Source organism: Xanthomonas codiaei (genome assembly GCF_002939785.1).
GTDB lineage: Bacteria > Pseudomonadota > Gammaproteobacteria > Xanthomonadales > Xanthomonadaceae > Xanthomonas > Xanthomonas codiaei.
The window spans coordinates 16302-36314 of the sequence record NZ_MDEC01000038.1 but is presented as its reverse complement, the minus strand read 5'-3'; the positions used below and the strand labels follow the sequence as shown (position 1 = coordinate 36314).

Annotated in this window: 14 protein-coding genes and 1 other RNA gene; 7 read left to right on the top strand and 8 right to left on the bottom strand. The window is 65.6% G+C overall.

What is annotated here, in order from left to right:
- Positions 1–35: 35 nt before the first annotated feature.
- A complete protein-coding gene (locus XcodCFBP4690_RS19915) occupies positions 36–668 on the top strand; it encodes a TetR/AcrR family transcriptional regulator (RefSeq protein ID WP_104543773.1) in 633 nt (210 codons plus the stop codon).
- 311 nt (positions 669–979) lie between these two features.
- On the opposite strand, the gene XcodCFBP4690_RS19910 is transcribed toward XcodCFBP4690_RS19915, so the two are convergent.
- From XcodCFBP4690_RS19910 to XcodCFBP4690_RS19895, 4 genes are all read right to left on the bottom strand, one after another.
- Positions 980–1342 carry a VOC family protein gene (locus XcodCFBP4690_RS19910; protein WP_104543771.1) on the bottom strand — a complete coding sequence of 121 codons (363 nt, stop codon included), beginning with the start codon at positions 1340–1342 and terminating at the stop codon, positions 980–982.
- Positions 1343–1415: 73 nt separating this feature from the next.
- A complete protein-coding gene (locus XcodCFBP4690_RS19905) occupies positions 1416–2141 on the bottom strand; it encodes a helix-turn-helix domain-containing protein (protein ID WP_104543769.1) in 726 nt (241 codons plus the stop codon).
- Between the two features lie 246 nt (positions 2142–2387).
- The gene (locus XcodCFBP4690_RS19900) at positions 2388–3650 is read right to left on the bottom strand and encodes a cation:proton antiporter (RefSeq protein WP_104543767.1); all 1263 of its coding nucleotides are present in this window, start codon (positions 3648–3650) and stop codon (positions 2388–2390) included.
- A 566-nt stretch (positions 3651–4216) separates the two neighbouring features.
- On the bottom strand, positions 4217–5173 hold the full coding sequence (locus XcodCFBP4690_RS19895; protein ID WP_104543765.1) for a LysR family transcriptional regulator: 957 nt from the start codon (positions 5171–5173) through the stop codon (positions 4217–4219).
- A 119-nt stretch (positions 5174–5292) separates the two neighbouring features.
- On the opposite strand from XcodCFBP4690_RS19895, the gene aceB reads away from it, so the two are divergent.
- The 4 genes from aceB to XcodCFBP4690_RS19875 all read left to right on the top strand — a co-directional run bounded on the left by aceB (position 5293) and on the right by XcodCFBP4690_RS19875 (position 12130).
- Entirely contained in the window at positions 5293–6909 is a 1617-nt protein-coding gene (gene aceB, locus XcodCFBP4690_RS19890) for a malate synthase A (protein ID WP_104543763.1), read from the top strand.
- A 162-nt stretch (positions 6910–7071) separates the two neighbouring features.
- The gene (gene aceA / locus XcodCFBP4690_RS19885; RefSeq protein WP_104543761.1) at positions 7072–8367 is read left to right on the top strand and encodes an isocitrate lyase; all 1296 of its coding nucleotides are present in this window, start codon (positions 7072–7074) and stop codon (positions 8365–8367) included.
- A gap of 190 nt (positions 8368–8557) precedes the next feature.
- Positions 8558–9634: a GGDEF domain-containing protein gene (locus tag XcodCFBP4690_RS19880; RefSeq protein WP_104543759.1), complete on the top strand. Its 1077-nt coding sequence runs from the start codon at positions 8558–8560 to the stop codon at positions 9632–9634.
- A gap of 3 nt (positions 9635–9637) precedes the next feature.
- Entirely contained in the window at positions 9638–12130 is a 2493-nt protein-coding gene (locus XcodCFBP4690_RS19875) for a putative peptide modification system cyclase (RefSeq protein WP_104543757.1), read from the top strand.
- Positions 12131–12153: 23 nt separating this feature from the next.
- Here XcodCFBP4690_RS19875 and XcodCFBP4690_RS19870 read toward each other — a convergent pair whose 3' ends face one another.
- Positions 12154–12465, bottom strand: a complete 312-nt coding sequence (locus XcodCFBP4690_RS19870) for an NHLP-related RiPP peptide (protein ID WP_104543755.1) — start codon at positions 12463–12465, stop codon at positions 12154–12156.
- Between the two features lie 78 nt (positions 12466–12543).
- Between XcodCFBP4690_RS19870 and XcodCFBP4690_RS19865 the strand changes: the two genes are divergently transcribed.
- Positions 12544–13704 (top strand): putative peptide maturation dehydrogenase, encoded by a 1161-nt coding sequence (locus tag XcodCFBP4690_RS19865; RefSeq protein ID WP_104543753.1) that lies wholly within the window; start codon positions 12544–12546, stop codon positions 13702–13704.
- Between the two features lie 94 nt (positions 13705–13798).
- Positions 13799–13874: non-coding RNA, sX9 sRNA (locus tag XcodCFBP4690_RS19860), on the top strand.
- An 82-nt stretch (positions 13875–13956) separates the two neighbouring features.
- On the opposite strand, the gene XcodCFBP4690_RS19855 is transcribed toward XcodCFBP4690_RS19860, so the two are convergent.
- The 3 genes from XcodCFBP4690_RS19855 to XcodCFBP4690_RS19845 all read right to left on the bottom strand — a co-directional run bounded on the left by XcodCFBP4690_RS19855 (position 13957) and on the right by XcodCFBP4690_RS19845 (position 20008).
- Positions 13957–16038 carry a S9 family peptidase gene (locus XcodCFBP4690_RS19855; RefSeq protein ID WP_104543751.1) on the bottom strand — a complete coding sequence of 694 codons (2082 nt, stop codon included), beginning with the start codon at positions 16036–16038 and terminating at the stop codon, positions 13957–13959.
- Between the two features lie 98 nt (positions 16039–16136).
- Complete coding sequence (locus XcodCFBP4690_RS19850; protein WP_104543749.1) at positions 16137–18164, bottom strand: acetyl/propionyl/methylcrotonyl-CoA carboxylase subunit alpha; 2028 nt, start codon at positions 18162–18164, stop codon at positions 16137–16139.
- A 233-nt stretch (positions 18165–18397) separates the two neighbouring features.
- On the bottom strand, positions 18398–20008 hold the full coding sequence (locus XcodCFBP4690_RS19845; protein ID WP_104543747.1) for a carboxyl transferase domain-containing protein: 1611 nt from the start codon (positions 20006–20008) through the stop codon (positions 18398–18400).
- Positions 20009–20013: the final 5 nt, after the last annotated feature.

Sequence of the window (20013 nt, the reverse complement as noted above, 5' to 3'; positions counted from 1 at the left end):
CGGCAAATGTAAACTGACGGGTGTAACATGCAGCCATGTCCAGTTCATCCGATTCGGCCCCGGCGCCGCAGCGGCTCACCGACCGCAAGCGCCACGCCATTGTTGAGGCGGCCATCGCACAGTTCCGCCAGCACGGGTTCGAGGCCACCAGCATGGATCGGGTCGCCGCCGCCGCGGGTGTCTCCAAGCGCACCGTCTACAACCATTTCCCCAGCAAGGACGCCTTGTTCGGCGAGATCCTGCGCGGGCTATGGCAACGCAGTGCCGAGGCGGTGAGCCTGGCCTATCGCCCAGACCAATCATTGCGCACGCAGTTGACGCAATTGCTGCAGCAGAAGCTGCGCCTGCTCGACGATGCGGCCTTCATCGATCTCTCGCGCGTGGCCATTACCGAAGGCATCCACTCGCCGGAGCGCGCACGCGCGCTGCTGGCGCAGCTGGGTAGCAAGGAAGAGGGCACCACCACCTGGCTGCGCGCTGCGCAGGCCGATGGCCGCCTGGCGCCGGTGGACCCGGAATTCGCCTCGCAACAGCTGCAGTCGCTGATCAAGGGCTTTGCGTTCTGGCCGCAGCTGGCGATGGGCCAGCCGCCGCTGTCGGCCGACCAGCAGACACAGGTGGCCGAGTCGGCGGTGGCGATGTTCCTGGCGCTTTACGGGCGCACGTAAGCGCCGCTTGCAACATGGCGGCGCGTACGCAGGCGGGTGCGGCCCTACGCCCGGAGGCGGCCATGCCGCTCTCACCTTGCGCGCTGTTCGTGCCGTCCATGCGCCGCTGGCTGACCTGCGATGTTCTGCCTGCCGCTGCAGTGCAGCTGTGCGCACCGGCAGGCATCGTCCAGCATCCACATCGCGTTCGAGCACGCTGCGTGCACGCAGGCGCACCGGCAATGCCCAACGTGCCTGTCGCTGGCTGCGTACCTGCACCGTGGAAGGCTGGGAACGTCTACGCGCAGTCGGCGGCAGCCATGTCGCGCGGCTCACGCGCCAGCAGCATCCTGGGTCCACACCGCCAGCGCGTAGCCGTGCGGGTCGGTGAAGTGGAAACGTCGCCCGCCCGGGAATGCGAACACCGGGCGGGTGATGGTGCCGCCAGCGGCTTCGATGCGTGCCTGGGAGGCGGCCAGATCGTCCGAGGCCAGGACCACCAGGGCGCCACCGGGCTGCGGCGCTCCGTGGAAGAAGCCGCCGCTCAGGCGGCCATCGCGGAACTCGCAATAGTCCGGGCCATAGTCCTGGAACGTCCAGTCGAACGCCGCAGCATAGAACGCCTTGGCGGTGGCGATGGAGGTCACGGCAAATTCCAGATAGTCGATACGGTGCTGCTGTGCGCTGTGTTGCATGGCGATGTCCTCGCGGTCGGTGGCTGCACAGCGTGCCTCGCGCAGCGCCCCTGCGGCTTGGCGAGAACGGCCATCACTGCGCGTGCTGCTGCACCAGCTCGCGGGGACTCAAACCGGCCAGCTGGCGGGCATCGCGCACCAGATGCGGCGCATCGCCATACCCGGCCTCCAGTGCAGCGGCGGTCAGCGTGGGCTGGCTGCCTGCCAGCCGCAGGAAACGCTGCAGCCGCAAGATCCGCTCCAGCGTCTTGGGGCCATAACCGAACGCGGCGTGGCAGCGCCGCCGCAGCTGACGCTCGCTGATTTCCAGGCTTGCGCACAACACAGGCAGGCGCGGTGCCGCAGGTCCGGCCAGCTGGGCGAAAGTGAACGCCATCTGCCGATCCACTGGCGCTGCGCGCTGCAGACACAGCGCGTGCAATGTCTGCACCGCGTCGGCGCCATCGCGCAGCTGCTGTCGCCAGTCGCCCGCATGGCGGCCCCACAGCGCATCCAGTGCCACGCGCTGGTCGGCGATGTGGTGCAGCGGGATGCCCAGCACACCGGCAGCCGCGCCTGCCGTCAATCGCACGCCGGTGAGCACGTTGCCGGCGTCCACGCAGGCCATGGTCGCGGCATGGTCGGGGCCGGCGACGAACAATGAAGCACCATCCCAGATCAGGTCGACACAGCCGTCGGGCAACACCCGTACCGGCGCACTGGCCACACCTTGCCGATAGCGCCAACTGCAACGCAGCTGGGTGCGCAACTCGGGTGGCGGTAGCAGTTGCGTGTAGCGGGATTGGGTGTCTGGGGACATGGCGGCAGCTTGTGGCAAAGCGCGTCTAGGCAGCGGTGAGGACGAAGTGTGCCGAGATGCCGATGCCACAGATGCGGCCACCGGACAGAGCGAAGATCATTGCATCCGCGTGCAGATGGTAGTGAGGATGTGTCACTTCCCGTATGGATGCGATCACCCGTCGGCCAGCGCGGCGTCAACCCCAGATCGCATACCTGCACGCGCGCGCTGACGCAACGTCGGCAGCGCAGCACGGCAGAGACCGCTTCAGTGGCCCGAGCGGCGCGGTTCGATGCTGCTGGCCGAGGCCGCGTGGCGGCGGCCATGGAACAAGGCCACCATCGGCGACGTCATCACCGTGGTTACCAGTGTCATGCCGAACAGCAGCGTAAACAGGTCCGGACCGATCACGCCACTGTCCAGGCCGATCTTGATCACCACCAGCTCCATCAGGCCGCGTGCGTTCATCAGCGAGCCGACGGTGAGACTGTCGCGCCAGTCGTGGCCACTCAGGCGCGCGCCCAGCGTGCAGCCGGCGAGCTTGCCGGCCACCGCCACGCCGATCACCAGCAGCAGGCCGGCGATCCCGGCGCCGGCAAACGCGCTGAGGCTGGTGGCCTGGCCGGCAACGGCAAACAGCACCGGCATCAGTAAGGCGATCGCCAGCGGTTCGATGCGTTCGGCCAGATGCTCCAGCAGGTGATCTTCGCGCGGCAGGCAGATGCCGAATACGAATGCGCCGAAGATCGCATGCAACCCGATCCATTCGGCCGCCGCGGCGCAGCCGAGCAGGCCGATCAGCACCCACACCAATGTGCTCGATGCATAGCGCCCATCGGGCGCGCGTGGCTTGAGCAGGCGTGCATACAGCGGCTTGAGTGCGCCGAACACGATCGCGAGCAAGATCAGCGCGCCGACTGCGGTGAATGCGACGCCGCCATGCGCGCTGGTGCCGGTGAGGGTGAGCACCACAGCCAGGAAGATCCACACTGTGGCATCGTCGATCACCGCTGCACCCAGTGCCAGGCGCCCTGCCGGCGTGCGGGTCATGTTGCGATCCTTGAGGATGCGTGCCAGCACCGGAAACGCGGTGACCGACATCGCCGCGGCAATGAACAAGGCGAACGACCAGAAGCCGATGCCGTGCGGCCCATAGCGTGCAAACAACCACGGTGCCGCGGCCAGGCCGAGCAGCAACGGCAACACGATTCCTGAAATGCCCACCATCACCGATGCGCGGACCTGCGCACGCGTGCCTTCCGGTGCACGCAGCTCCACGCCGACGATGAACATGAAAAGCACCACGCCGATGTTGGCCAGGCCAGACAGCGGCGGCAGGCTATTGGCCGCGAACACCACGCCATGCGCCTGCGGAAACCAGGCACCGAAAGCGATCGGGCCCAGCAACAAACCGGCTGCCATTTCGCCGATGACCGGCGGCTGCCCGACGCGTTGCAATAGCGCGCCGCATCCGCGCGCCACGCCCAGAATTACTGCCAACTGCACCAGCAACAAGGTCGTTGGATTCATTGCCCGAAAGCTCCATTGGTTGAGTCGGCTCGGCCGGAACGGCGATCGCGCTGTGCAAGAGCGGCCTCTCCCCCGATCGGCCGCATTGCACTGTACTGCATCGACACCCGACCGTGGCCCTGATGGCCGCCCCGCGGCTGCGCCAACGTCGCAGGGCTGATGTGCCTCTCTCCGAGCGGACGCGTGCTGCACGTCTGCGCTGGATATTTGCGGTGTCGCCGCAGCGACCATGCAAGTGTTCTTGGGTCCGCTTTCAGCTCAGTGGATCGTTGCGGCCAACCACTGCGTTGCGCCGGCACAGCGCCTGCATCGGCACGAACGCCTTCAGGGCTGTGTTCACTCAGGTTGCAGCGCCGCGTACCGCACACAACCGCGCGCATGCGGCAAGCAGCGCATGCCGTTGCGCCAGCAGTGCGCCTGCATCGGCACAAACATGGACAGGATTGTTTCCGCTGAAGCTGCAGTGCGGCACACCGCGTGTACGCGGAAAATGGTGCATAGGCAGCGTCGTCTCCATGCACGCAGGTAATGTCGAACCCGATAGCCTCGCCGCAGCGGTGGGCCCCTCAACGCTCGGAATCACCGCCTTCGTCGTAGCCGCGCGGGGTGAACAGATCCGGCTGGATCAGTTCGATGAAGGCGCGCGCCTGCGGCGACAGGTACTTGCCCTTGCGCACCACCACGCCGTAGCTGCGGGTGGGGAAAAAATCCTTGAGCGAGCGCGTGGCAAGCCGGTCGCGATCGGCATCGGTCACACAGATCGCGGTGACGATGGAAATGCCCATGCCCATCGCCACGTATTGCTTGATCACCTCCCAGCCGCCCACCTCCAGCGCCACCGTGTACGGCACGCGGGCCTGCTGGAAGATCAGGTCGACCAGGCGGTAGGTGACCTGCCGGCGTGGCGGCAGGATCAGCGGATATGGCGACAGATCCTGCAGCGTCACATTGGCCTTGCGCGCCAATGGATGATCGGGCGGGGTGATCAGCAATTGCTCGAAGCGATACACCGGCGCGTAGGACAGGTCGGCCGGCACATCCAGCATCGAGCCGACCGCCAGGTCCACCGCATCCTCGCGCAGCAGGTCGGTGCCGTCGGCGCTGATGGCGTTGTGCAGGGTCAGCCGCACATCCGGGTGGCGCGCGCGGAAGTTCTCCACGATGCGCGGCAGCAGGTACAGGATGGTGGAGCTGTTGGCGGCGATGGTGAGGTCGCCGGCATCCAGCCCGCGCACCTTTTCGCGAAAGCTGGCCTCCAGCCCGTCCAGGCTTTCCACCAGCGGCAGCGCCATGTCGTACAGCAGCTGGCCCTCGCGGCTGGGCGCCAGGCGTCTCCCGGAGCGCTCGAACAAGGGCACCCCCAGATCGCGCTCCAGCGCCTGCAGCTGCAGCGTCACCGCCGGCTGACTGACGTAGAGCGCCTCAGCGGCCCGTGAGACAGACCCCAGGCGCACCGTCTGGCAGAACGCACGCAGGGGCTTGAGCCGGTCAGATTTGTAGGAAAAACGCGGAGTTGGCGCCACCGGACAGTTGTCAATGAGTAAAGTATAAGTTGAGCTTATTTACAGCATTGATAAAACTGCTTTGTCAAATACTGGCTGTCGGCGCACGGTGCAGGTCCGGACGCACAAGGATCTCCCACATGTCTGCCACCGCTTTCGCCTCACGCCCCACCGACCGCGCCACGCCAGGTCTGTCGCTGACCACCCAGGTTGCAGGGCAGGCCGAGCTACTGCCGCCGGCCGCGCTGGCCCTGCTGGTGTCGTTGCACCGCGCCATCGAACCGGGCCGGCAGCAGCGCCTGGCACAGCGGCGCGCACGCCAGGCCGCGTTCGATGCCGGCCAGTTGCCCGACTTCCGCGACGACACCCGCGCCATCCGCGCCGGCGACTGGCGCGTGGCTCCGCTGCCGGCGGCGCTGCAGGACCGCCGTGTGGAGATCACCGGCCCCACCGATCCGAAGATGGTCATCAACGCGCTGAACTCCGGCGCCAAGGTGTTCATGGCCGATTTTGAGGATTCCACCGCGCCCACCTGGCGCAACCTGCTGGCCGGCCAGCGCACCCTGGCCGCCGCCGTGCGCGGCGATCTGAGCTTCGATGCCCCCAATGGCAAGCACTACGCGTTGCGCCCGGAAGCCGAGCGTGCCGTGTTGATCGTGCGCCCGCGCGGCTGGCACCTGGACGAAAAGCACGTTCATATCGACGGCCAGCCGCTGGCCGGCGGCCTGTTCGACGCGGCGCTGTTCGCCTTCCACAACGCCCGCACGCTGCTGGCCAAGGACCGCGGCCCCTACCTGTACCTGCCCAAGCTGCAGAGCATGGAAGAAGCCGCGCTGTGGGAGACCGCACTGTCGCACATCGAAGCGATGCTCGGCCTGCCGCATGGCCAGATCAAGGTCACCGTGCTGATCGAAACGCTGCCGGCGGTGTTCGAGATGGACGAGATCCTGCACGCGCTGCGCGAACGCATCGTCGGGCTCAATTGCGGGCGCTGGGACTACATCTTTTCGTATCTGAAAACCTTCCGGTCGCACCGCGACCGCGTGCTGCCCGAGCGTGGCCAGGTCACCATGACCCAGCCATTCCTGAAGGCCTATTCGGAGCTGCTGATCAAGACCTGCCACCGCCGCGGTGCGCATGCGATGGGCGGCATGGCCGCGCAGATCCCGATCAACCACGACGAGGCCGCCAACGAACAGGCCATGGCCCGCGTGCGTGCCGACAAGCTGCGCGAAGTCAGCGCCGGCCACGACGGCACCTGGGTGGCGCACCCGGCGCTGATTCCGGTGGCGATGAAGCTGTTCGACGAACACATGCCCACCGCGCACCAGCAACACGTGCTGCGCAACGATGTGCAGGTGACGCGCGACATGCTGATCGCCCCGTCCCCCGGCACCATCACCCGCACCGGTTTCGAAGGCAATGTCGAAGTCTGCGTGCGCTACCTGGCCGCCTGGCTGGATGGCAACGGCTGTGTGCCGATCCATCACCTGATGGAAGACGCCGCCACCGCCGAAATCAGCCGCGCGCAGCTGTGGCAATGGCTGCATCACGGCCAGCACCTGGACGATGGCACCGCCATCGATCAGCCACTGTTGCAGGCCAGCCTGCGCGCGCTGCCGGCGCGGCTGGGAAGCGCAAGCACGCTGCCCGGCGCTGCGCGCATCGATGAGGCGATCGCGCTGCTGGAAGAACTCAGCCGCGCCGATGAACTGGCCGACTTCCTCACCGTGCCGGCCTATCGCCTGATCGACTGATCGCCCGCTGCAGCCGCCTCAACGCTGCAGCGCTCACCTCCACGCTCCACACCGCCCGTTGCGCACCTGCGCGCAACGCAAGGCCTCGCCATGCCGCGTGCCGCGTCATGCACGCGTTTCCTTTCCCGTTCCATCCGTCGTACCTCTTCAGGAGAACGCAAGATGAGCACTGCACTGCAAAGCGCCGACCACCTGCAGCAGGACTGGGCCAGCAACCCGCGCTGGGCCGGCATCACCCGCAACTACACCGCCGCCGACGTGGTGCGCCTGCGCGGCACCGTGCACGTGGAGCACTCGCTGGCCCGGCTGGGCGCCGACAAGCTGTGGACCTCGCTGCACGCCACGCCCTTCGTCAACGCCCTGGGCGCGTTGACCGGCAACCAGGCCATGCAGCAGGTCAAGGCCGGGTTGAAGGCGATCTACCTGTCCGGTTGGCAGGTGGCCGCCGACGCCAACCTGGCCGGGCAGATGTATCCGGACCAGTCGCTGTACCCGGCCGACTCGGTGCCGGCGGTGGTCAAGCGCATCAACAACACCTTGCTGCGCGCCGATCAGTTGCACCACGCCGAAGGCGACGACAGCATCGATTTCCTGCAGCCCATCGTGGCCGATGCCGAAGCCGGTTTCGGCGGTGTGCTCAACGCCTTCGAGCTGATGAAGGCGATGATCGAGGCCGGTGCCGCCGGCGTGCACTTCGAAGACCAGCTGGCCTCGGTCAAGAAGTGCGGGCACATGGGCGGAAAGGTGCTGGTGCCCACCCGCGAGGCGATCGAAAAACTGAACGCCGCGCGCCTGGCGGCCGATGTGCTGGGCGTGCCGACCGTGCTGATCGCCCGCACCGATGCCGAAGCGGCCGATCTGATCACCAGCGACGTGGATGCCAACGACCGTGCATTCACCACCGGCGAGCGTACCGTCGAGGGCTTCTTCAAGACCCGCAACGGACTGGACCAGGCCATCAGTCGCGGGCTGGCCTATGCGCCGTATGCCGATCTGATCTGGTGCGAAACCGGCAAGCCCGATCTGGAATTCGCGCGCGCCTTCGCACAGGCCATCCACGCCAAATTCCCCGGCAAGCTGCTGGCCTACAACTGCTCGCCGAGCTTCAACTGGAAGAAGAACCTGGACGACGCCACCATCGCCAAATTCCAGAAAGAGCTGGCGAGCTACGGCTACAAGTTCCAGTTCATCACCCTGGCCGGCTTCCATGCCTTGAACCACAGCATGTTCCAGCTGGCGCATGGCTACGCGCGGCGGCAGATGAGCGCCTTCGTCGAGTTGCAGCAAGCCGAGTTCGCAGCGGCGGACCTGGGGTTCACTGCGGTCAAGCACCAGCGCGAGGTTGGCACCGGTTATTTCGACGCGGTGACTCAGGCCATCCAGCAGGGTCAGTCCTCCACTACCGCGCTGCGTGGCTCAACTGAAGAGGAGCAGTTCCACGGCGAGAAGGCGGCCTAGCCTGCAGCAGGTCACCGCATGTCGCCACCCTGGGAGGGGGAGGGACTCGGGAAACCGAGTCCCTTTTTGCCTCCGATACCCGTCATTTCGTCTCTTACTTGATGAGAAACACTGTGATGTGGTGCTGAACAGACGGCTACGGTAGGATTTGTCCACGGGCTAACGTTGCAGGCCGGCCTAAGGAAGAGGGATGACTTGCCATAACACCGCAGGTGCGGTCGAACCGACCGGAAGCGTTGCCAAAACGCTGTCCGACGGGCTGCATGCGTCGATGACAGCCGACGAGCTGGCGTTCTTCGCCCGCTTCGGTCGTACCCGCGATATCGCGGCAGGCCAGGCCTTGTTCGAGCGCGGTGCGGTTGGCACGCAGATGTTCATCGTGATCAGCGGACAGATCGATCTGGATTTCGGCGAAGACCTGATGCTCAAGCATCTGGGGCCCGGCGAATTCTTCGGCGAACTCGGCTTGCTGATCGGCGACCATGCGCGCAGTGCCGGCGCCAGCGCCTCGATGGACAGCCGCCTCATCGAACTGGCGCACACCGATTTCGAACGGCTCGTGGATCACGACCCATCGATGGTGGCGCATTTCCTGCGCCGCTCGATCGTGCGCGTGGTCAACAACGAGCAATTGCTGATCCGCCAGCTGCGCCGTCGCAACCACGATCTGGAAGCGGCGCTGGACAATCTCTACGTCACCTCGCACCAGCTCAACCACACCGAAGAACTCAGCCGCACCGATGAGCTCACCGGCCTGCACAACCGCCGCGGGCTGTCGCTCCATCTGCAGGAATGCCGGCGCGCCGGCAATGTGCCCGGCGTGGGGCTGATCCTGATCGATTGCGATCGCTTCAAGCGCATCAACGACGAATTCGGCCATCTGGCCGGCGACCGCGTGCTGCAGAACGTGGCGCATGCGCTGCGTTCGGTGATCGCCGAAGGCGACCTGGCCTGCCGCCTGGGTGGCGACGAGTTCTGCGTGCTGGTGGCGCAGGGAACTCCGGAGCTGGTGCACCACATCGGCGAGTGCATCGTGCGCGCGGTGGAAGCGCGGCTGTGCAACGGCCAGGGCGAGCAGGGCTGCTCGGTCAGCGTCGGGCTATGCATGATCGATGCGGATGCGGCCTGGAACGACTGGTACACGCTTGCCGACAGCGCGTTGTACGAAGCCAAGCGTCAAGGCGGCAACGTGCTGTGCACGCACGACGCGCTCGCCATGACCACCGCGTCGCTTCCCGGCCTTGCACGCAAACCGGATACCCGCTGAGCCATGAGCGCCCGCACCCACGCACGCAAGGACGCGTCGTCGGAGGCGATCCAGGCGCCGCGCCTGCGCACCCTGCTGCTGACCGACCTGTGCGATTCGACCGCGCTGGTCGAACGCATCGGCGACAATGCCGCCGCCGTGCTGTTCCGCGAGCATGACCGCCTGGTGCTCAAGCTGCAGCAGCAGTGGCGCGGCCGCCTGATCGACCGTTCCGATGGCCTGTTGCTGCTGTTCGACCGCCCCATCGACGGGCTGGGCTTCGCGCTGGACTATGCCCGCGGCCTGAAGGCGATGAGCGAGAGCCATGCGCAGACGCTGCGCGCCCGACAAGGCCTGCATGTCGGCGAGGTACTGACCTGGCGCAACAGCGACGAGGCGGTGAGCATCGGCGCCAAACCCCTGGAAGTGGAAGGGCTTGCCAAACCCACTGCCGCGCGCCTGATGTCGATGGCGCGGCCGGGGCAGATCCTGATCTCGGCCGTCGCCGAATCGCTGACCCATCGCGCTGCACGCGAACTGGGCGAGCGCGCCGAGCGCATCCTGTGGAAATCGCACGGCCGCTGGCGCTTCAAGGGCGTGCCCACGCCGATGGAGATCTACGAAGTCGGCGAAGTCGGCCTGACCCCGCTGCGCGTGCCGAAGAATTCGGCCAAGGCCTGGCGCGACATCCCGCTCTGGCGCCGGCCGGCAGCGTTGTTGGCCGAGGTGTGCGTCGTACTGGCGGTGGGAATCGCTGTGTGGTTCTTCCTTCGCCCGCAGCCGGCGATCGCCTTTGCCGAGCGCGACTGGGTGGTGGTGGGAGACCTGCACAACCTGACCGACAGCGCGCTGCTGGATGAACCCCTGCAGCAGGCATTACGGCTCAGCTTGCAGCAATCCAAGCACGTCAATCTGATTTCCGAAAAACGCGCGCACGACATGCTCGAGCTGATGAAGCAAAGCGAGCGTGCCAAAGTGGACCGTGCGCTCGGTGCGCAGGTTGCGATGCGTGCCGGTGCGAAGGCCTTGATCTTGCCGAGTGTCGCGGATATCGGCGGCAACCTGCGCTTCACCGTCGAGGTGGTGGATCCGGCGACCCAGGCAACCGTGTACATGTACAAGTCCGAAGGGCGCGGGCAGCGGTCGCTGCTCACGTCTGTCGACACCGTGAGCGCCAATCTGCGCGAGGGGCTCGGCGAAACGCTTGCGTCCATCAAGGCGAATTCCGCGCCACTGCCACGCGTGTCCACCGCCAACATGGATGCACTGAACGCGTTCGCGCTGGCCCAGCGCGAATTTGGTGTTGGCCATTATCTGCGTGCGCGTGACTATTACCTGAGGGCTGTCGAACTCGACCCGACGTTCGCCTTGGCCAATGTCGGCGTGGCGCGCTGCTATTTCTATCTTGAAAAGACCTCGGTCGGCTTGCCGTATCTGGAAAAGGCACTGAGCCTCAGGGCCAAGTTGCCTCCGCGTGAGCAGGTCTATCTGGATGCGTGGTATGCGCAGATCAAGGACCCGGCAAATGCCTATGAGAAATGGATGCAGATGGCCAACCTGTATCCAGACGATTTTGCCGCAGCTGAAAACACTGCATACGCACTGGAAGTTCGTAATCGATACGCAGAGGCGCTGGTGTATGCCAAGCGCGCAGCGACATCCCGCTACGACTTCGATCCTCTCTCGCTCGAGCTGGTTGGACGCATGCAACTCGCATTGGGCAAGACCCGCGAAGCGCTGGCCACCTTCCGGTCGGCAAGGACTTCCGGGTTGGCATCGGCGGCAGTGTGGGAGGCGGTGGCCCTGGCAGTGCTGAGAGACTTTTCCGCCGCCCATGCCTCGTGGCCTGCAGAGGGGCGCCTGGATGTCGCGTATTTCGATCAGGTATCCATCTACCTCGACGAGCATCGCAGCGACAAGGCGCTGCCGGAAATGGAGCGCATTTCCAACGCGATCGATCGCAGCTCATCGCGTTACCCGCAATCGCTGGTCGCCAAGGCTTCGACACAATACGCACAGGGCGAGCATGCCAATGCCATGCAGACCATCGACTCGGCGGTACCGGCGGCGCTTGCGGGTATTGCCAACAGCCAGGAGGGCGTTGCGCAGCGCACGCATGCGGTCGTTGCGGCATCCCTCGCGCTCATCGGACAGCGAATGGGCCACGGTGAAACCGCCAGGACGGTGTTGAAGGCGCTCTTGGCCAAGCCGACGTTGGCACAAATGCCTTCGGTCGCGGAAATGGTCCTGCTCATGCAGGCACGCACGGCGCTTCTGGAGGGGCATGCGCAAGAGGCCATTGGACTCTTGAAGCCACGGCTTGATGGAAACGAGGCCTACCAATACCACGTGGTACTCAAGGAAGCTTACATCGCACTGGGAGATCAGCAAGCTGCTGCCGGTGAATCGACATGGCTGAAAGCGGCGCATGGCCGAGCATATGCAGAGTTCGGCGGATGCGGATGGTGCCAGCAGCCCCTGAATGTCTTCGACGCGGCGATGGTCGACGGCAGGTAGCAGAGCTCCCTGCCGTGGCGAACTTACTTCTTGAGCTGCGGCGAAGAGCCTGACGGTACGTTCAAACGGATGGGTTGCATGTTGACCGCCGACGTCAGACTGGCCTGGATGTCATCACGTGCCTGCGCGATGGTGGCCTTGTCGGCCAACGTCTCGACCTTGAGCCGGGAAGCCATCAGCTCGACATCTTCGGAGGGATAGCCGACCTGCAGCAGCGCTGCCTTGGTGTCGGTCTTGAACAGCTCGCGGAAGGCATCGTCGGTTGCCAGAAGGTCCAGCAGCGTGTGGGCTGCTTCCGGTTGCAGGGGGGCTGGGCGCTCGTTGTTCTCGTTCATGCTGGTCACTATGGGAAATCTTCAAGAAATCTAATTCCAGACCGTTAGAAGATCAATCTTCGACAAGAGCGTTGGACCATGCGGGTGAGGCGGTGTGCGGTTGTCTATGTTGAGCCCAGGGAACGGATAGGAATCGATCTGCTGGATCTATGTGCGGGCGGGGCCGGTGCCTCGCGGACCCGGGAATGGGTTGCGCTTGCACCGCACCTGGGCGCCGAATGCGTACTCACCGACGATGAAATGCTCGCGCTCGGTCGCAGCAGTCCTAGCCAGTGGCAACCCCCAGGCCTGGTAGGAGAGCCAGTAGTGGTGCAGTCGTTGTTAGACCAGGGCTTGTTACTTGCAGACGGCCCAGGCCGGAACCCGGCGCACGATCGCGACCAAATGCAGCGTAGAAGTCAGTGGCATCCGCTGGCAGCCACGTATCACGCCTTCACTCGATGGGACAACGTGGATTCGGCCCAAGCTGCCAAGGATGCCGGCGCTGAGACCTCGGCGGCACTGTTGAAGGCGTTTGGCCCACCACCCCCGGAACAAGTCGTGCGCGGTCGCCCTGGCCGGATCGCGCTGACGCGGGGGGGCGATGGGTACCTGGACAAGCTGTTGCGTCAGCGCACGACCTGCAGGAACTTCGACGCCGATCGACAGATGGAGTTTGCGGATTTCTCAAAGGTGATCGAGCGCGCCTTCGCCGCAAATGCGGTGCTGCAGGCAGATGCGGACACTGTTTTTCTGAAGCGATCGAGTCCCTCTGGCGGAGGCCTGCATCCGCTCGATGCTTATCTGATCGTCAGGAACGTATCGGGCATTACCGATGGCCTGTACCACTATCTTCCGATCGATCACGCACTGGAGCCGCTGCACGTCGAAACGTCGAATCTTCAGGACGTGGCGTTGACCATTGTTGCCGGACAGGATTGGTTCTCCGGGGCACAGGTGATCGTGGCGCTGTGCCCTCGGTACTACCGCAATTTCTGGAAGTATCGCGTACATGCCAAGGCATATCGCGCACTCAATCTGGAGGCGGGACATTTCTCGCAAACGCTGTACCTGGCGGCCACGGAGGTGGGCCTGGGGGCGTTCGTCACCTGCGCGATCAACGAGGTGCAGGTTGAAGCCCTGATCGGACTAGAACCCATCATGGAGGGCGTTCTGGCAGTGTGCGGATTTGGTATCCGCGCAGATCTCATGCAGACGATGGAACTGGATCCGAACAACGAAGTGTGGGCCTGCCACTAGCCCGTCGCAGCCGAATGCAGACCGATTCGGTAGGAGCAGCCAACAGCACTACTGCGCCGCCGCCAGCCGGGCGCGGCCGGTGCTCGGGATCGGCATGCAGCAGTTCTACACTCCGGTTCTTCCGTTCCGTCCGTACCCACCTGACGACTGTTCGCTACGTTTTTTTACCCACTTCAAATAGCGTCGATGAGCCGGCGACAGGACGTCGCCGGCCGTACTGATGCTGTCCGCTCATGCGGTAACCGAATGCGGCTACTGCCTTATCGCCTGCGTATGCGTCTTCAGCGCTTCGGGCAGGCCCTGCACCTTCTCCGCGCCTTCCGGGACGGTGATGCTGGAGCCGTCGAGATCCGAGCCGATCGGCTGCACGCGGCCGCCCAGGCATTGGCCGAGGAAGGCTTCGGTCACCGCGCTGAATGCCTTGATATTTTCTGGGCGCTGGAAGCCATGGCCTTCGTCGGGGAACAACACGTAGGTCACCGGAATGTTCTTGGCCTTCATCGCGTTGACGATCTGGTCGCTTTCGGCCTGCTTGACGCGCGGATCGTTGGCGCCCTGGCCGATCAACAACGGCTTGCTGATCTTGTCTACATGCGTGAGCGGTGAGCGCTCGGTCAGCCATTGCTTGCCTGCGGTGGTAGCTGGGTCGCCCATGCGCTTGGTGAACTGCTTGTACTGGCCTGCCCAATACGGCGGTATGGTGCCGAGCAGCGTATTGAGGTTGACGGGACCGACCAGATCCACACCGCACTTGAAGACATCGGGGGTGAAGGTCAGGCCAACCAGCGTGGCGTAGCCACCATAGCTGACCCCAAGGATGGCGACTTGGTCGGGCGTAGTCACACCCTGCTTGACCGCCCATTGCACGCCATCCAGAAGATCGTCGTGCATCTTAGCTGCCCATTCGCCATTACCGGCATTGATGAAGGCCTTGCCGAAGCCGGTGGAGCCGCGGAAATTGACCGAAAGCACTGCGTAGCCGCGATTGGCCATCCATTGCTGGAACCTGCCATAGCCGTAGCTGTCGCGTGCCCACGGGCCGCCGTGCACGAACAGCACCAGCGGTACCGGCTTGTCGGCCTTACCGTCGTGATTGGCGTCGGCTTCAGCAGGCAGGGTGAGGTAGCTGACCAGCTTGAGGCCGTCGCGTGAGGTCAACTCCTGCGGCCACATCGGTACCAGCGGCTTGCCATCGAGCGCCGGGCGCGTGGAGAACAGTTTGGTGAGCTTGCCGCCATCGGCGCGATCGTAGCGGTAGTAAGTCAGCGGCGTTTCTGCTGCCGAATAGCCGACGATCCAGATGCGATCGTCGAGCGTGCGTGCGGCAACGCTGGCATCGCCGGCGCCCAGGGATTTGAGTTTCTGCAGGTCTGCCGCAACGCCGGTATCCAACGCCTTCCACTCTTCACGCAGGTAGTCGGTCGATACCGCCTGCACCACGCCGGTCTTGGGGTCGTTCAAGGTGGCACCGACGTCGGCGAGCGGGCTTTCGAACAACAGCGTGCGTGCATTGCTGGCCGTGTCGATGGCGTACAGGGCGGCGGTATCGCGATTGCGCGAATCCTGCATGTAGAGCGTCTTGCCGTCGTCGGTCAGCCCGTCGGGCAAGGTGTTGGCGACATCTTCGAATGGAATGCGGTCCACAGGCTTCCAGCCCTTGCCATCGGGTACCAGCAGTTCCCGGCCGGCGTCGTCGGTGGCACGCGTGGCGTAACGCAGCTGGAAGTTTCCATCCAGCAGATAGGAGTCCAGGCTGTCAGTGTTCTTCTGCACCAGGGTGCGCTTGCCCGAGGTCAGGTCCACCCGGTACAGGTCATGCCACTTGGGATCGCGGTCGTTCATGCCGACCATGATCGCGTCCGGGTGTTGCGCGCTGATCCGGTACACCTCGGCATTGGTCTTCTTGAACGGGGTGAGATCGGTGCTGCTGCCATCGGCGAGATTGATCGCATACAGATGGAAGTCTTCGTCGCCGCCGGTGTCGCGCAGGTACAGCAGCGTATCGGGCCGATGGGTCCAGAAATAGGCGCGGATACCGCGCGCGGTGTCCTTGGTGATGGCGCGCGCCTGGTCCGGCGCATCCACCGGCGCGACCCAGACATTGAGCACGCCGTCCAGCGGTGCCACCCAGCTGAGGTATTTGCCATCCGGACTGATGCTGACGTTGGCGCGCTCGGGGTTGCCGAACAGCGCCTCACGGGTGATCAGCGCCGGTGGCGTCGCAGCTGCGCTGGCCGCCGGTGCGGGAGCGGGATGCTTCTCGGTGGGTGCGGTCTTGTCGTTGCAGGCGGACAGTGCCAGCAGCATGCTGGACACGAGGAGCAGGCGTTGCATGAAGCCTCCGGTGGGAACACGGCCAGGCCAGCCGCCATCGCACGCTAGAGGCACGCGTCACGTTTGCCTACCTGCCGTTGGTCATCCCGGCTGCCGCGCTACGCAGATGCGGACACGAATTCCACCAACGCGACACCATCGGCCACTAGTTCGCCCTCGGCGACCAGGTAGCGTTTGACCGTGCCGTCGCTCGGAGCGTGCAAGGTGTGCTCCATCTTCATCGCTTCCAGCACCACCAGTGCCTGTCCGCGGGTGACCGGCTGGTCGACCGCGGCCACCAGCGAGACGATGCGGCCGGGCATCGGTGCGGTCAGCCCGCCGGCATCGTGGGCGGGTTGATCGGCCTCGACCAGCGCGTCGTGATGGTGGAAGACGGCCCGTTGCATGGCACCGATCAGGGTCAGCGTGGTGCCATCGCGCAGCGCCTGCACCTGCCATTGCCGGCCATCCACTTCCACGCGGACGTGTTGGTCCTGCGCGTGGTAGCGCAGCGTGTGGGTCTGGTCTGCCTGCGTCACCTGCCAGGCGTCGCCGTGCCGGCGGATGCCAAGGTCGCGGCGCTCGCCGGCGGCTTCCAGCTGCACGCGCTGCGCCGCATGCGCACCGATCCGCCAGCCATCGCCGGCCTGCCACGGCGAAAACGGGTCGGCCGGGTCGGGCGCGGGTTGGGGCAGTGACGCGGCGACCAACACCGCGGCAACACACCACCAGGCGTCATCCGGTGCCACTGCAGCCGGGAACAGCGCTGCCTGCTCGCGCTCGATCAAGCCGGTATCCAGATCGGCGGCTGCGAACGAGGCGGTGTCGATCAGTCGCCCGAGAAAGGCGCTGTTGGTGGTGACACCGACGGCGTGTACCTGCGCCAGCGCAGTGCGCATGCGCGCCAGCGCGGCGGGGCGATCGACATCCCAGACGATCAGCTTGGCGATCATCGGGTCGTAGTACGGGCTGATGGTGTCGCCCTGCTCGACGCCGGCATCCAGGCGCACGTGTGCGCTGGCGGCCGGCAACTGCAGCTGGCGCAAGGTGCCGGTGGAGGGCAGGAAACCGCGGTCGGCATCTTCGGCATACAACCGCGCTTCCAGGGCGTGCCCGGTGATCTGGAGCTCGTGCTGGCGGCGCGGCAGCGCCTGGCCGGCGGCCACGCGCAGCTGCCACTCCACCAGGTCGGTGCCGGTGATCAGCTCGGTCACCGGATGCTCCACCTGCAGGCGGGTGTTCATTTCCATGAAATAGAAATCGCCATCCGGGCCGGCGATGAACTCTACGGTGCCGGCGCCGACGTAGCCCACCGCGCGTGCCGCATCCACTGCCGCCTTACCCATCGCGGCACGGCGTGCATCGGTCATGCCGGGTGCGGGCGCTTCTTCCAACACCTTCTGATGCCGGCGCTGCACCGAGCAGTCGCGCTCGAACAGATACACCACCTCGCCCTGCGTATCGCCGAACACCTGGATCTCGATGTGGCGCGGACGCTCGACGTATTTTTCCACCAGCACATGCGCATTGCCGAAGGCCGACTGCGCTTCGCGCTGGCAGCTCGCCAGCGCCTGCGCGAAGTCGGCGCTGGCATCGACCCGGCGCATGCCCTTGCCGCCGCCGCCGGCGCTGGCCTTGATCAGCACCGGGTAACCGATCGCGTCGGCCTGCGCACGCAGGAAGTCCGGCGCCTGCTCGTCGCCGTGGTAGCCGGGCGTGAGCGGCACGCCGGCGCGTTGCATCAAGGCCTTGGCCGCGCTCTTGTCGCCCATTGCGCGGATCGCGGTTGCCGGCGGGCCGATGAAGACGATGCCGGCCTGGGCGCAGGCCTCGGCAAAGCCGGCGTTTTCCGAAAGAAACCCATAGCCGGGGTGGATCGCCTGCGCGCCGCTGGCGCGTGCGGCGTCCAGGATCGCCTCGCTGCGCAGATAGCTCTGCTGCGCGGGCGCTGCGCCGATATGGATGGCCTCATCGGCCAGGCGCACATGCCGCGCGTTGCGGTCGGCGTCCGAATACACCGCCACGGTGGCAATGCCCAGCCGGCGGCAGGTGGCGATGACCCGACAGGCGATCTCGCCGCGATTGGCGATCAGGATCCTGTCGAACGGGCGCTGGCGCGCGGTGGCGATGGAAGGCTGCTGGGTCATCGGTTCGGTCTCTGCACATCGCCGGCGTGGCGGGTGGTCGTGCAATCAGGGGGTGCGATGGAAAGCGGGTGTCTGTGCGTGAGGGGCCAGGGCGTTGCTGCGGCATGCCTCCAGTGCGATCGAATGTGCTGGCAGTGGCCCAGAACCGCTGCACACCTGCAGCACAGGCCAGGAAACGATGCGGATCGGCTCGCGCGCCTGCATGCGCCATGCCCGGCTGCGCACGCGCCCGCTCACATCCGGAACACGCCGAACCGCGTGGGTTCGATCGGCGCATTCAATGCCGCCGACAGGCCCAGCCCCAGCACGCGGCGGGTATCGGCCGGGTCGATGATGCCGTCGTCCCACAGCCGTGCGCTGGCGTAGTACGGATGGCCCTGCTGCTCGAACTGCGCGCGGATCGGTGCCTTGAAAGCGTCTTCCTCCTCGCCCGACCAGGCGCCGCCCTTGGCCTCGATGCCGTCGCGGCGCACCGTGGCCAGCACGCTGGCGGCCTGTTCGCCGCCCATCACGCCGATGCGCGCGTTCGGCCACATCCACAGGAAATTGGGCGAATAGGCGCGGCCGCACATGCCGTAGTTGCCGGCGCCGAACGAGCCGCCGATCACCACGGTGAACTTGGGTACCTTGGCGCAGGCCACCGCCATCACCAGCTTGGCCCCGTCCTTGGCGATGCCGCCATGTTCGTACTTGCGGCCCACCATGAAGCCGGTGATGTTCTGCAGGAACACCAGCGGAATGCCGCGCTGGGCGCACAGCTCGATGAAGTGCGCGCCCTTGAGCGCGGACTCGGAAAACAGGATGCCGTTGTTGGCGATGATGCCCACCGGGTAGCCGTGCAGATGTGCAAAGCCGGTGACCAGGGTGCTGCCATAGCGTGGCTTGAATTCGTCCAGGCGCGAGTCGTCGACGATGCGGGCGATCACCTCGCGCACATCGAAGGGCTTGCGGGTGTCGGCCGGAATCACCCCATACACCTCATCGGCCGCATGCCGCGGCGGCAGCGGTGCACGCAGTGCCAGCGGCATGGGCGGCTTGCGCCAGTTGAGATTGGCAACGATGGCGCGCACGCGCGCCAATGCCTGCAGGTCGTTGTCGGCGAAATGGTCGGCGACACCGGAGATACGCGTGTGCACGTCGGCGCCGCCCAGTTCCTCGGCGCTGACCTGCTCGCCGGTGGCGGCCTTGACCAGCGGCGGGCCACCCAGAAAGATCGTGCCCTGCTCGCGCACGATCACCGTCTCGTCGCTCATCGCTGGCACATACGCACCGCCAGCGGTGCACGAGCCCATCACGCAAGCGATCTGCGGGATGCCGTTGGCCGAGAGATTGGCCTGGTTGTAGAAGATCCGCCCGAAGTGATCGCGGTCGGGGAAGACTTCATCCTGCAGCGGCAGGAAGGCGCCGCCGGAATCGACCAGGTAGATGCACGGCAACCGGTTCTGCTGCGCGATCTCCTGCGCACGCAAGTGTTTCTTCACCGTCATCGGGTAGTAGGTGCCGCCCTTGACGGTGGCATCGTTGGCCACGATCACGCATTCCACGCCGGACACGCGGCCGATGCCCGCCACCACGCCGGCGCAGGGCACCTGGTCGTCGTACATGCCGTGTGCGGCCAGCGGCGCGATTTCCAGCAAGGCGCTACCCGGATCCAGCAGCGCATCGATGCGCTCGCGCACCAGCAACTTGCCGCGCGCGCTGTGCTTGGCGCGTGCGGCGTCGCTGCCGCCAAGCGCGGTCTGCGTCAACGTGCGGCGCAGGTCCTCCACCACGGCGCGCATGGCCGCGGCATTGGCCTGGAAACTGTCGCTGCTGACCTGCAGCTGGCTGTTGATCACGCTCATGGTGG

Bases quoted from the DNA above. Each gene is read 5' to 3' on its own strand.
- XcodCFBP4690_RS19875 (WP_104543757.1), top strand. From the start codon at position 9,638: ATGAGCGCCCGCACCCACGCACGCAAGGACGCGTCGTCGGAGGCGATC.
- aceB (WP_104543763.1), top strand. From the start codon at position 5,293: ATGTCTGCCACCGCTTTCGCCTCACGCCCCACCGACCGCGCCACGCCA.
- XcodCFBP4690_RS19915 (WP_104543773.1), top strand. From the start codon at position 36: ATGTCCAGTTCATCCGATTCGGCCCCGGCGCCGCAGCGGCTCACCGAC.
- XcodCFBP4690_RS19900 (WP_104543767.1), bottom strand. From the start codon at position 3,650: ATGAATCCAACGACCTTGTTGCTGGTGCAGTTGGCAGTAATTCTGGGC.
- XcodCFBP4690_RS19865 (WP_104543753.1), top strand. From the start codon at position 12,544: ATGCGGGTGAGGCGGTGTGCGGTTGTCTATGTTGAGCCCAGGGAACGG.
- XcodCFBP4690_RS19910 (WP_104543771.1), bottom strand. From the start codon at position 1,342: ATGCAACACAGCGCACAGCAGCACCGTATCGACTATCTGGAATTTGCC.
- XcodCFBP4690_RS19905 (WP_104543769.1), bottom strand. From the start codon at position 2,141: ATGTCCCCAGACACCCAATCCCGCTACACGCAACTGCTACCGCCACCC.
- XcodCFBP4690_RS19845 (WP_104543747.1), bottom strand. From the start codon at position 20,008: ATGAGCGTGATCAACAGCCAGCTGCAGGTCAGCAGCGACAGTTTCCAG.
- XcodCFBP4690_RS19870 (WP_104543755.1), bottom strand. From the start codon at position 12,465: ATGAACGAGAACAACGAGCGCCCAGCCCCCCTGCAACCGGAAGCAGCC.
- aceA (WP_104543761.1), top strand. From the start codon at position 7,072: ATGAGCACTGCACTGCAAAGCGCCGACCACCTGCAGCAGGACTGGGCC.
- XcodCFBP4690_RS19850 (WP_104543749.1), bottom strand. From the start codon at position 18,164: ATGACCCAGCAGCCTTCCATCGCCACCGCGCGCCAGCGCCCGTTCGAC.
- XcodCFBP4690_RS19880 (WP_104543759.1), top strand. From the start codon at position 8,558: ATGACTTGCCATAACACCGCAGGTGCGGTCGAACCGACCGGAAGCGTT.
- XcodCFBP4690_RS19855 (WP_104543751.1), bottom strand. From the start codon at position 16,038: ATGCAACGCCTGCTCCTCGTGTCCAGCATGCTGCTGGCACTGTCCGCC.